We start from the raw sequence: 11,647 nt of genomic DNA, 5'->3' as shown, positions 1-11,647 counted from the left end.
TCGCGGTGTCCCCCTGTCGCGTACCGCTCTCAAGCGTCGGTCGTACCTGTCGACGCCGGCCGCGCGGTCAGCTCCGGCTGGTCGTCGTCCCACGTGAACGTCAGCGTCTCGGTGACCGCGCCGAAGAGTTCGAAGATCTCCTCCGCCTCGGCGAGGTTCGGACTCGACCCGGTGACGACCACGACGTCCGCCGATCCCGGCATCGGCACAACGGTGTGCATCACCGCACAGCGGATCGTGACGCCGTCCTGCACGACGTTCTGAATGCCGTACACCCGGCCGACCGTGCCGATCCCGGGGATCGCCGCGGTGGTCACCCGCCGCCAGGTCCCGTCGGCCCGGTTCGGCTGCGCCACGGCGGTCAGCGCGCCGAGGATGTCGCCGTTGGCCGGTGGCGTGACCACCGCGACCACCACGGTGGCGGTGAGCGGACCGTCCTCGTACATCTCGAAGACGCCCGCGGCGTGGACCGCGCCGCCACGCCGGGCCTGGCGGATCGACCGGCGTACCTGCTCGGCGAAGCGGCCCGCCTGATCGGCGGTGAACCCGCCGGTCAGGGCGTGCCCCCGCGCCTCCTCGCCCAGCCGGTTCTCACTCGCCTCGTCGGCCACCGAGAAGTCGACCCATGCCTCGGGAGTACGCAGCTGAAAGCCCGTCGGGGTCGGCGTGGCCGCATGCGTCCCGGTCGGGGCGCTCACTGTGCCGCCTGCTGGTCGGGCGCGGTCAACGCGTTGACCGTCTGGGTGTCGGTCTCCCGGAACGCGTCGGCGACGGCCTTGGCCGCGTCGCGTACGCCACCGAGGTCCTTGCCCACGACGTGCCGACCGTCGCCCCACCGCTTCTCGAAGTGCCGGGCGGCGTCCTCCAGGCTGCGCTGCCCGAGCGTGTCGACCACCGCGCCCATCGACCGGACCGATGCGCTGTCCATCAACTCCTTGGTACGCCGCAGCAGCTCGTGCACGCGTTCCAGCTCCGCGCCCGGAACGAGGATCTCGCTCATCGGGCGCGCTCCCCCGCCGGCCTGCCCATCGCATCGCTCATCTCCGCACCCTCCAGACCGTCACGGCAACTGCGCCGTACACGGATCGGCGGCCAGCCCGGTTCAGCTGCTGAACCGATCTCCCTCCGGCTACGTGTGCGACTCGACTCCCGGCGGACGGTCCGGGCGTCGGCTTGACGATGCGATGGGGGGGCTTGTCATGACGCGTCCGGGTGACGCCGAGTGGTCCGTGTTGCAGCTCGACTCAGATCCCGTGCCGGGTGATCCCGAGTCCTTCGAGGAGATCACCCGGGCATACCAGGAGCTGGCCAGTACCACCCAGGAAGCGCACGACCTGCTCGCCTCGGGCAGCCAGATCGACGTCGGCCAGGGCAGAGCCATGGACGCCTTCCGCGACCTGATCGGCAAACTACCCGGCCGACTCGACCGGATGGCCAACTCCTACGCCAGCGCCGCCGACGCCTACCTGCGCTACCTGCCCTCACTGGAAGAGGCGCAGACCATGTCACTACGCGCCCTGGACCAGGCCCGACAAGCCGCCGGCGACCAGAACGCCGCCCAGGCCGCCGCCGTCACCGCAGCCGCCGCGCTTCTCGTCATGAACACCGACACCGAGGCCACCACGGAGGCCAAGGAACAAGCCACCGACGACGCCACCGCCGCCAAGAACCGCGCCGCCGACGCCCAACAAGCACTCGACGCGGCGAAATCACTGCTCGGCCAGGCCACCGCCCTGCGCGACCAGGCCGCCCGCACCGCCGCCGACACCCTGCGCCAACTCGCCAAGGACGCACCCCAACGATCCCTCTGGGACAAAATCGTCGAGGCGTTCAACGCGTTCATCGACTTCCTCCAGAGCACCGTCATCGAATGGATCACCACCATCCTCGACGTGCTCTCCGTCGTCGCCTCGTTCATCTTCCCACCCCTGGGCTCCGCGATCGGCTTCCTCTCCGGCGCCATCGACCTCGCCGCCGCAGCCCTCGGCGGCGACCCCGCCGAAATCGCCCTCGCCGCCGGCGGACTCGCCCTCGGCCTCGTCCCCGGCGGACGAATCGTCAGCCGAGTCATCAAGTTCGCCAACAAGTTCGCCGGCAAAATCAAACCCGGCAGCATCGCCGACGGCATCAAGAACAGCACCAAGGAAGTCACCGGCGGCAGCGCCACCACGGTGGGACGTGGGATCAACGAGAACGTCACCCGTATCGGCGTTGGCAAGACCATCAAGGGATTGTTCGGAGGAATCCGGCAGAAGCTCACCGATATTCGCTTCGATCGTGATCTGAAGAACGCCAGGAAGCAGACCGAGCTGGATCCGACCCTCATCATCGGGCAGAACAGCAAGGGACGCCTCAAGACGTTCCACGCCTCGGACGTCCGGTCGGTGCCGCTCGAAGACAGCAATGGCAAGCAGATCGGTGTCCTCTTTCCCAGTGCGTCCGGGGACGTCGACACGTTCACCGACTGGGCGAGGTTGGAGGCGAACGTCCCGCTCGGCCGGAACCTCGGCGGCTCTCTGAACGTGGGCGGCGCCAAGCTGGTCCGCTCGATCCCCGGCAGGGACGCGCCGATGAGCACGGATCAGTTCGATCTGGCGCCCTGGGCCCGACTGAAGAGTCCACCCATCTTCGTCATCGCGCACGGTGATCCACACTCCGTGGACATCACGCTCAACAACGGCAAGGTCATGTCGGTGCCCGGCACGCAGTTCGCCAAGGTCGTGCACTTCGACAACGTCTTCCGGGCTGCCGCGGAGAACAACCCGAAGGGATCGATAGCTCTGCTCTCCTGCAACTTCGCCAACTCTGCGGGAAGCGCTGGGCAGGACTTTGCCAACGTGATGCGGGATCTCGGCGAGAATCGGAAGGTCTTCGCCTCGACGGAGGTCGTACAGGCGAGCCGCGGCGTGGACGTCGACGGCCTGTTCACCAGCCCCGGAAACAGCATTGCCAATGTGACGGTGGAGAATATGGGCGTTTTCAAGGAAATGAAGCCGGGCGTGACGCGGGACGTGACCAAGTGACGGATGAACGCGTGGACGACACGGACAACGAGCGGAACTGGATGCTGCTGCTGGACGAGGAGTGGACGGACTCCGACGGCGAAGCGACCGGGGCGGCGGCCATGCCGCCGGCGGAGGCCATCGTCGGTGGCTGGTTGGTGGAGCCCGACGGCACCGTCGCCCGCTTCACCGCCAATCCCCTGTACCGGCCCAAGGATCCAACGGCGCCCACAAGCCCCGTGGACGCCACGGCGGCCCTGGTCGCCACCGGTCGCGCGAACGTCGACGCGGTGCTCCTGGCGCTGCGCGACAGCCTTGTCGAGGTGGCACTGGACGGTGCGGGTGGCGTCATCGTGGCACCGGCGCCGGACGACGTTCCGTGTGTGCTCGTCGCGACCGGGGCCGTGGACCAGGCCCGGGTCGACGCGGCCGACTGGCGGCAGGTCGACCTGGACGAGTTGCTGACGCTCCTGCCGGACGGCGTCGACGTGCTGCTGAACCCGGGCGGCCCACGTGCCATGCGGTTGTTCGCCGACGCGTTGCGCGACCTCGCCGCCGAGGACGTCCCGGAGAGCGACGAGCCGTGGCCGTTCGCCCCGTAGGCCGAGCGGCGGAAGCTCGACCGCGCCGGGCTCGGACCTGCCGTCCGAGCCCGGTTCGGACGGGCCGCCGCACATGCATCGGCGACCGCTGACATCTCGTTTCGGCCTCGACGTGGGTCAGTAGACAAATCTTCTACTGGTCAACTATCCGTACGAACGGGACGTGCATCCTGAGGACCCGTAGGCATCCGGCGGGAACGCCGGCGACGTGAGGGTCAGCAAAAGGGTGGTAGCAATGGGGGGATCGGGATCTGTTCGTCGTCGCGAAGTGGCCGGCGAGGCACTGGTCCGGTCCATATTCGAGGAGCACGGACGCGCGATGCTCGCTTACGCGACACAGTTGACCCGCGACCGCGCGGCCGCGGAGGACGTCGTCCAGGAGGCGCTGGTACGGGCGTGGCGTCACCCCGACACCCTCGTCAACGGCAAGGGCTCGGTACGGGGCTGGCTGTTGACGGTCGTCCGCAACATCGTGACCGACACCATCCGCGCCCGGAACGCGCGGCCACCGGAGGTGCCGGAGGGCCCGACGGACGCCGCGATCGAGCGTGACCACGCCGACCAGGTGGTGAACTCGATCGTCGTGACGGACGCCCTCAACCGCCTCTCCACCGAACACCGACAGGTGCTTGAGCAGGTATATCTGCGCGGGAGTACAGTCGCGGAAGCCGCCCAGGTCCTCGGGATCCCGCCGGGCACCGTGAAGTCCCGCTCCTACTACGCACTCCGAGCCCTCCGCGATCTCGCCGAGCGTCGCGCCGGGGTGGAACGGCCTGCCTCATGACTACCGACAGCTCATCGCCACACGCCGACCACTTCGACATCGGCGGCTATCTGCTGGGGGAACTCGACGAGGAGTCGACCCGCCGAGCCGAGGAGCACCTGGCCGGTTGTGCGCAGTGCCGGGCCGAGGTGGAGTCGCTGCGAGGGTGGGTTGGCGCGCTCGGGGACGTACCCGATGTGATGCTGCTCGACGGCCCGCCGGAGGACGGCGACCTGTTGTTGCAGCGCACCCTGCGTCAGATCCGCGGCGAGGCCGCCGACGAGCGCCGCCGTCGCCACGCCGTGACCGGAGTCGCGGCGGCGGTCGTCGCCTCCGCCGTCCTCGGTGGCACCCTCCTCGTTCCCCGGGGCGACGCGACGACGGACGCGACCGCCCCGCCGCCGAGCCCGAGCGTCACGGCCGACCCGACGGTCCGCCGCACCAGCGCCGTCGACCCGCGTACGGGGGCCCGTCTCGCCGTGGCCGTCACACCGGCCCCCGGCTGGGTACGCGTCAACGCCACGGTCTCCGGCATCCCGCAGGGCCAGCGTTGTCGCCTCCTGGTCGTCGGCACGGACGGCAGCACGGTGTTGGCCGGCAGTTGGCTGGTGTCCGAGCGTGGAGCCGCCGAAGGCGTCACCCTGGACGGCAGTGCCCTGATCGACCAGGCCGAGATCGACAGTGTCCGGGTGGAGACGACCGACGGCAGGGCGTACGTCAGCGCGACGCTGTAGCCAGGCGGTCCACGTTCGACCTCGACAGACAGCAGAGCGCCGGCCCGGCCAGTGGCCGGGCCGGCGCGAGCCGTACCGTGGTCAGCCCAGGCGTACCGAGACGACCGCGTTGTCGAACTCGACGGTCGCCAGGTCCGCGACGTCACCGTTGATCACCTTTGAACGGCCGGTGCAGTCCGGGCCCGTCCAGAGCTTGAGCGAGCCGGGCGCCGCCACCGAGGAGGAGACACCCGGACGGCTCAGGTTCCGGCAGCCGGTGCCGGCGACGCCCTGGGAGCCGGCGCCGTCGCCGAAGTTGGTGTCGTCGAAGAGGACGGCGCTGGTGGCCGGTGGGGCCGGCGACTCCGCGGCGGGCTGCTCGCCACCGGACACGCCGGCCTTGCCGCCGGTCGGGGTCACGCCGAACCAGGTGCCCCCGACACCCTGGCCCTTGGTGTCACCGGGCTTGGTGTCCTTGGCGAAGCGGTAGACCGGCCAGCCGCCGATGGTGACCTGCCGGCTGCCGTCCGAGCGTCGGACCGTACCGACGGCCTCCGCCTTGACTCCCGCGACGAAGATCTTGCCGCCCGGCGTCACCGTGACCGGCGGCCAGGTGACGGCGCAGTCGCCGTTGCAGGTCGACATCGGCGGGTTGTTGCTGTCCTTGTCGAACCGGTACAGGGTCAGTCCCGCGCCGTTGACGACGACGGGGTCGACCTTGCCCGCCCTGCCCAGGGTCATCTGCACCCAGCGCTGCGCCGACTCGCGGGCGGCCCCGGTCGCCACCCCGCCGTCGGGTACCGCCCAGTCACCGGTGCCCTCCGCCGCGTTGTTGGACTTCGCGGTGCCGGACGTGAGGGCGAGGTCGGCGACGCCGGCTCCGCCCTGCGGCGACGCGGCCGAGCTGCCGCTCAGGTCGGCGGCCCGCGCCGGGCCGGGTGGCACCTGGCTCGGGCCGCACGCCGTGAGCGTCACCGCGCCGACGGCCAGCGCGGCGATGAGGGGTGTCACGTGGTTGCGCATCATCGGGAATCTCCAGCAGTCACCCGGCTTCCAGGAGGTCCGGAAACCGCTCGCCCCTCACACGGCGCAGGTCCGGAATCGGTTCAGGGCGGGTGCTGCCGCAGTCAGTCCCGGGAAGCTCAGGTGGCGCGCAGGGCCACCTTCAGCCAGCCGGGGCTGCGCAGGTCGAACTCCCGGTACGCGGCTACCGCGTCGGTCAGCGGTTCGTGCTCCGTCACGACGTCCTCCGGACGGACCTGGCCGGAGGCGACCATGGCCGCCAGCTTGGGGATGTACCGCGGGTGATTGCCGTTGCCGGCGCGGATGGTCAGGTTGCGCCCCATGGTCATACCGATGGGGAAGTACCGGTCCCCGGGCGGATAGACACCCACGATGCCCAGCGTGCCGACCTTGGCGAGGCTGTCGACTGCCCAGGTCTGCGCCTGGCTCGGCGCGTCACCCGGCTTCCAGTGCCCGTTCTGGCCCTGGCTGTCGAGGTTCGGGGAGATCGCGCGTTGTTCCTCGGCGTTGCGCTCGGCGTCCTTACCGGCCGCGGGACCCGACTTGGCGCTCTCGCCGTCCACTCCGACGGCGTCGATGGCGCAGTCGGCCCCGATTCCGTTCGTCAACTCCATGATGGAGTCGACCGGGTCGACCTCGTTGAAGTTGATCACTTCGGCGCCACGGCTGCGGGCGTGCTCGAGCCGGTCGGCGTGCCCGTCGATCGCGATCACCCGGGACGCGCCGAGCTGGTACGCGGAGAGAATGGCGAACTGGCCCACCGGGCCGCAGCCCCAGACCGTGACGATCCTGCCGTCGCCGGCGTCGGCGAGGACCGCTCCGAAGTAGCCGGTCGGGTAGATGTCGGACAGCGTGATGGCCTGCGACTCGGTGACGTTCTCGCCAAGGGAGATCAGGTTGGTGTGCGCGAAGGGCACGCGCGCGTACTCCGCCTGCAGGCCGTTGAACGGCCCCTGCATCTCGGGTGAGCCGAACGAGGCGGTGCCGGTCCGCGGCCCGAGCGGGTTGGCGTTGTCGCACTGCGCGAAGAGGCCACGGCGGCAGTACCAGCAGGACCCGCAGCCCAGCACGGCCGAGATCACCACCCGGTCACCCGGCCGGAAGTTGTGGATCTGCGAGCCCACCTCCTCGACCACCCCGACGCCCTCGTGGCCGAGAACCCTGCCCGGCTGCATCCCGGGCATCGTGCCGCGGACGAAGTGCAGGTCGGTGCCGCAGATCGCCGCCGTGGTGACCCGGACGATCGCGTCCGTGGGTTGTTCGATGCGCGGCTCGGGCACGTCGTCGACCCGAATGTCGCCGATGCCGTGGAAAACGACAGCCTTCATGCGTACTCCCATCCGTACTGGCTGCCTTCGTCACGCCAGCACTCATCAGCGGGACACCTCGTGCCCGGGACGAAATCCGGCTTCCCCGGACGGGCTACGGCAAACCGCGCGCTCAGTTGAGTCGCGCCGCGAGTTGGGAGACCGAGGCACGCATGTCGTCGGTGCCGCCGTCGGGCAACTCCCGCAGCAGCGTGCGCGCCTGTTCGAACACCCGACGCGAGCCGGGCACGTCGCCGGCGGCGATGAGAACGTCGGCCATCTGTCGCAGCGCGGCGAACTGCGACGGCCGGTTCCCCACCCGCCGCGCCGTGCTCGCCGCGAGCTCCAGCTCAGTCACCGCCTCCGCGATGCGACCGGTCTCGGCCAGGTTGTCCGCGACGGCGGCTCGGATCGCGCTCTCCTCGTGCGCGCGCCCCACCCGCTGGTTGAGGTCGAGGGCCTCCCGGAGCACCAGGATCGATTCCGCGACCTTGCCCTGAGCGGTCAGCGACCGTCCGATCCGCAGGAGGCTGGAGATCTCGCCTCGCCGGTGGTCGAGCAGCCGGAACAACGACAGCGCCTCCGTGCTGTGCTCGAGGGCACGCTCGTGCCGGCCCAGCACGCTGAGCACCTGGTGGCAGTTGTTGTGCACCAACGCCTGTTCCAGACGCATGCCCCGGTCCTGGTACGTCTGTGCGGCCTCGTCGAGCAGGCGGAGCGACTCCTCGTGGGCGCCGAGGAAATACTGTGCGCCCGCCAGGCTGCGCAGAGCGTGCGCCTCGCCGAGGACGTCACCGCGCTCCCGCGCGTCGCGCAGCGCGATCCGCATGACGTCCTCCCAGTCCTGGAAGCGCCCGGCCCACTGCAGGTACTGCTGCATCGAGATGGCGAGCTGCCACGGCACGATGCCGTGACCGACGTCGGCAGCGAGGCGCACCACCTCGGTGAGCACCTCCCGCTGGCGGTCGAACCAGGCGATGGCCTCGTCGTGGGTGCCCGGCCGCTCGGCGACGACACCGGGCAGCGGCGGTGGTGGCTCGATCGGCGGACGGTTCGGGTCCAGCGCGATCTGCGCCTGGTAACTGCTGTGCAGGTAGTGCTGCAACAGGCGGATGAGCGCCGCCTGTCGATCCGCCGCCGACTCGTCGGCCTCCAACAGCTCCTCGGCGTACGCCTTCAGCAGCACGTGCGACGTGAGCCTGCCGTCCTCGTGCTCGCTCACCAGCGCCGCGTCGATCAGCTCGGCGAGCTGGGCACGCGTGCTGTCCGGGTCACCCTCGGCGAGGCTCACGCAGGCCTCGGCGGTGATACCCGGCAGCGGGGCGACCGACAGCAGCCGGAACAGCCGGGCGGCCCCGGGGCTGAGCTGGCGGTAGGACCACGAGAAGGCCGTCCGAGGATCGGTCAGCCCTCGACCACCTGCGAACGCCTCGAGCCGGCGGGCGCTGTCGCGCAGCTCGGCGGCGATGGTGGTGAGCGACAGACCCGGACGAGCGGCGATCCGGGCCGCCAGGATCGCCAACGCCAGGGGAAGCCGGCCGCACAGCTCGATGATCTCGTCGGCGGTGCCGGCGCAGTCCTTGCCGTCGGTCGACCGGGGTAGGCCCGCGAGACGACGTTTGAGCAGTCGACGGGCCGTCGGCAGGTCGGGCGGGTCGACCCGCAGCAGGTGCGCGCCGTCGAACGCCGCGAGGCCGACGAGGGCCCGCCGGCTGGTGACGATCACGAGACTTCGTGCCGAGTTCGGCAGCAGCGGGCGCACCTGGGCGGCGTCGTGGGCGTTGTCCAGCAGGAAGAGCATCTGCTTACCGGCCGTCATGCTGCGGTACGTGCCGATCCGCGCGTCGAACGTGTCGGGTACGGCGGAGGCGGGCACGCCCACCAGGTGCAGCAGCGAACGCACCGCGTCGTCGGCCGACGGGCGCTCGTCCGCGCACAGGTGCCCCCGCAGATCGAGGTAGAGCTGCCCGTCGGCGAACTCGTCGGCCACCCGGTGGGCGAAGTGCGTGGCGAGCGTGGAGGTGCCCACTCCGCCCATGCCGTCCATCGCGATCACGAGTGGACTGGTCCGTTCGGCGGTCCGCATCCCCGTGGCCAGGTCGTGCAGGATCAGCAGTTCGGATTCGCGGCCCACGAAGAGGGGCGGGTCCGGCGGAAGCTGCGTCGGGCGGACCAGCGGTACCGGCCGGGCCACCACCGTGTCCGGCTCCTCGGCGGGCGTCAGCGCCGTCTGGGTGAGGGCCCGCCGGTGGGCATCCTGCAGGTGGTAGCCGGGGTCGATACCCAACTCGTCGTCGAGGCGCGTCCGGATGACTCCGTACACGGTCAACGCCTCCGCCTGCTGGCCCGCCGCGGCGAGGGTCGTCACGAGGCTCGCGTGAACCGGTTCGTTGAGCTGACCCATCGTCGCCGCGAGCCGCAGCGGCGTCAGGACCCGGGCGGGCTGACGCAGTCGTACGGCCACCGCGGCGGCGGCAATCGCGGCGTCGAAGAATTCGCCGTCGAGGCCCGCGAAGACCGCCCCGGCGGCGGCGCTGTCGACCAGCCCGTCGCCGGACGAACCGTGGCAGCGTCGCAGCGCGTCGAGATAGTGCTCCAACGCCTCCTCCGGGCGGTCCTGCGCCAGGCTGGACTTCGCCGCCGAGACGTCGCGGCGGAACGCGACGAGGTCGAGCGTCTCCGGTCCGGCCACGAAGAGGTACCCGTTGCCGTGCCGCAGCAGATACGCGCCGACGGCCCGCGCGGGGAGGTCGGGTTCGAGCAGACGGCGCAGGGCCGCGACGTACTTGTGGATCACGTTCACGGCACTGGCCGGGGAATCGGGGCCCCAGACGAGATCCATCAGATCGGTGGTGGTGGTGGGACGCCCCTGGCGGGCCAGCAGGACCGCGAGGAGACGGCGTTGTTGGCGCGGGCCCGCGTCGATCTCCGCCGCACCGCGCCAGACCCGCAGCGGACCCATGATCTGCAGGCGCGGTCCCCCCTGCGACGCCGATTCCGCTGTCCGACCGGAGTCGAGGTCGTCCCTCACGTTGATCACGCTGCGTCCACCGTGTGGAGGTTTACTTGACGATGACTGGATCGGACAGTTCCCCGCAGGATCCGACAATCCCGGGCGTCGCGAAACCGACACCGAGGTCGAAGGCGACACGCATCGACCGGTTCGACGCCACCCGAACGCGGTCCTGTCTCGTAACCCATGTCCAGCAGACGTCGCCGCCGAGACGAAAGTTCGATCCGCTCGACGGGTTTTTCCCACCGGCGCGCTAGCGTTCCCGGATGCTTCTTCCGACCTCGGCGCACGTGTCGGCCGGCGACACGGTCGAGCTGGTCCGGAGCGCCCAGCAGGGCGACCCGGCCAGCTTCGCGCTGCTTCTCGGCCGGCACTACGCCGGCATGCTCGCTGTGGCGTACCGCCTGTTGGGCTCCCGGCCCGATGCCGAGGACGCCTGCCAGGATGCAGCGATCACGGCGTTCAGCCGCATCGGTGAACTGCGCGACCCCGGCGCCGCGCGGTCCTGGCTACACGCCATCGTGCGCAACAACTGCCGGACGATGCTGCGCGCCCGCGTGCCCGTTCCGGTCGGGGTGGCCGGCGAGAACCTGCTCGCCTCGGAGCTGGACGACCCGGTCGCCCGCATCGAACGCAGCGCCATGCGGGACTGGGTCTGGCACGCGATGCAGCAGTTGTCTCCCGCCGCGCAGACCGTGGCGTTGCTGCGGTACTTCACCGCCAACAACTCCTACGAGCAGATCGCGGACCTGTGCGGGACGCCGGTCGGCACCGTGCGTAGTCGTCTGAGTGAGGCACGGCGGCAGTTGGCCGAGGTCCTCCCCCGTGTGCACGACGATCGGCACGGCGAAACCACGGCGCTGCGCGCCGAGCGCCAACAGGAGGCGGCGACCATCCTGTCGGCGGTGCCGGACGGTGCCAGGCTGGACAAGGTGGCCGCCCGCTGGGCCGAGGACATGACCTTCTGGTGGCCGAGCGGAAAGCGGACGGTTGGCCGGGAACCGGTCTTCGCCGTCATGCGGCAGGACTACGAGTCCGGCGTCAACGCCACGATCACCCGAGTGCTCCCCGGGTCCGGCGTCACGATCTGGGAGAACGCGTTCATCAACCCGCCGGAGGATCCGTACCACTGCCCGCCCGGGGGGACCTGGTTGTTGAAGGAGAAAGAGGGCCTGGTGCGCGAGGTGCGCCTTCTGCACACCCCACGGCCGCCCCGGTTCTAGA

General features: G+C 70.4%; 10 protein-coding genes. 5 read left to right on the top strand and 5 right to left on the bottom strand.

The genetic code is table 11. The annotated features are described in order from the left end of the window. Window positions 1-29: 29 nt before the first annotated feature. Both ACQPZK_RS09280 and ACQPZK_RS09275 read right to left on the bottom strand, forming a co-directional pair. The gene (locus ACQPZK_RS09280; RefSeq protein WP_433537888.1) at window positions 30-698 is read right to left on the bottom strand and encodes a hypothetical protein; all 669 of its coding nucleotides are present in this window, start codon (window positions 696-698) and stop codon (window positions 30-32) included. Further along, window positions 695-1,000: a hypothetical protein gene (locus tag ACQPZK_RS09275; protein ID WP_433537887.1), complete on the bottom strand. Its 306-nt coding sequence runs from the start codon at window positions 998-1,000 to the stop codon at window positions 695-697. The genes ACQPZK_RS09280 and ACQPZK_RS09275 overlap by 4 nt, the downstream gene beginning before the upstream one ends. Before the next feature lie 199 nt (window positions 1,001-1,199). Here ACQPZK_RS09275 and ACQPZK_RS09270 point away from each other — a divergent pair, with 199 nt between their 5' ends. The 4 genes from ACQPZK_RS09270 to ACQPZK_RS09255 all read left to right on the top strand — a co-directional run bounded on the left by ACQPZK_RS09270 (window position 1,200) and on the right by ACQPZK_RS09255 (window position 5,101). Then, complete coding sequence (locus ACQPZK_RS09270) at window positions 1,200-3,023, top strand: putative T7SS-secreted protein (protein ID WP_433537886.1); 1,824 nt, start codon at window positions 1,200-1,202, stop codon at window positions 3,021-3,023. 11 nt (window positions 3,024-3,034) lie between these two features. Continuing rightward, window positions 3,035-3,604: a type VII secretion system-associated protein gene (locus tag ACQPZK_RS09265; protein ID WP_433537885.1), complete on the top strand. Its 570-nt coding sequence runs from the start codon at window positions 3,035-3,037 to the stop codon at window positions 3,602-3,604. 319 nt (window positions 3,605-3,923) lie between these two features. Beyond that, complete coding sequence (locus tag ACQPZK_RS09260) at window positions 3,924-4,388, top strand: sigma-70 family RNA polymerase sigma factor (protein ID WP_433537884.1); 465 nt, start codon at window positions 3,924-3,926, stop codon at window positions 4,386-4,388. Continuing rightward, window positions 4,385-5,101, top strand: coding sequence for an anti-sigma factor family protein (locus ACQPZK_RS09255; RefSeq protein ID WP_433537883.1), 717 nt, complete (start codon window positions 4,385-4,387; stop codon window positions 5,099-5,101). Before ACQPZK_RS09260 ends, ACQPZK_RS09255 begins: the two co-directional genes overlap by 4 nt. A gap of 81 nt (window positions 5,102-5,182) precedes the next feature. Here the strand turns inward: ACQPZK_RS09255 and ACQPZK_RS09250 are convergent, their stop codons facing one another. From ACQPZK_RS09250 to ACQPZK_RS09240, 3 genes are all read right to left on the bottom strand, one after another. Further along, window positions 5,183-6,106: a hypothetical protein gene (locus tag ACQPZK_RS09250; RefSeq protein WP_433537882.1), complete on the bottom strand. Its 924-nt coding sequence runs from the start codon at window positions 6,104-6,106 to the stop codon at window positions 5,183-5,185. Between the two features lie 116 nt (window positions 6,107-6,222). Continuing rightward, window positions 6,223-7,431 carry an alcohol dehydrogenase catalytic domain-containing protein gene (locus ACQPZK_RS09245; RefSeq protein ID WP_433537881.1) on the bottom strand — a complete coding sequence of 403 codons (1,209 nt, stop codon included), beginning with the start codon at window positions 7,429-7,431 and terminating at the stop codon, window positions 6,223-6,225. Window positions 7,432-7,543: 112 nt separating this feature from the next. Then, the gene (locus ACQPZK_RS09240; RefSeq protein WP_433537880.1) at window positions 7,544-10,441 is read right to left on the bottom strand and encodes a BTAD domain-containing putative transcriptional regulator; all 2,898 of its coding nucleotides are present in this window, start codon (window positions 10,439-10,441) and stop codon (window positions 7,544-7,546) included. Window positions 10,442-10,689: 248 nt separating this feature from the next. Between ACQPZK_RS09240 and ACQPZK_RS09235 the strand changes: the two genes are divergently transcribed. Beyond that, window positions 10,690-11,646: an RNA polymerase sigma factor gene (locus ACQPZK_RS09235; protein WP_433537879.1), complete on the top strand. Its 957-nt coding sequence runs from the start codon at window positions 10,690-10,692 to the stop codon at window positions 11,644-11,646. Window position 11,647: the final 1 nt, after the last annotated feature.

Origin of the sequence: Micromonospora sp. CA-249363, assembly GCF_050950185.1 — a bacterium.
Taxonomy (GTDB): Bacteria; Actinomycetota; Actinomycetes; order Mycobacteriales; family Micromonosporaceae; genus Micromonospora.
Note: the sequence above shows the minus strand (reverse complement) of the source record. Positions and strands in the feature narration are given on the sequence as shown.

Bases quoted from the DNA above. Each gene is read 5' to 3' on its own strand.
- ACQPZK_RS09275 (WP_433537887.1), bottom strand. From the start codon at position 1,000: ATGAGCGAGATCCTCGTTCCGGGCGCGGAGCTGGAACGCGTGCACGAG.
- ACQPZK_RS09270 (WP_433537886.1), top strand. From the start codon at position 1,200: ATGACGCGTCCGGGTGACGCCGAGTGGTCCGTGTTGCAGCTCGACTCA.
- ACQPZK_RS09260 (WP_433537884.1), top strand. From the start codon at position 3,924: ATGCTCGCTTACGCGACACAGTTGACCCGCGACCGCGCGGCCGCGGAG.
- ACQPZK_RS09255 (WP_433537883.1), top strand. From the start codon at position 4,385: ATGACTACCGACAGCTCATCGCCACACGCCGACCACTTCGACATCGGC.
- ACQPZK_RS09250 (WP_433537882.1), bottom strand. From the start codon at position 6,106: ATGATGCGCAACCACGTGACACCCCTCATCGCCGCGCTGGCCGTCGGC.
- ACQPZK_RS09245 (WP_433537881.1), bottom strand. From the start codon at position 7,431: ATGAAGGCTGTCGTTTTCCACGGCATCGGCGACATTCGGGTCGACGAC.
- ACQPZK_RS09235 (WP_433537879.1), top strand. From the start codon at position 10,690: ATGCTTCTTCCGACCTCGGCGCACGTGTCGGCCGGCGACACGGTCGAG.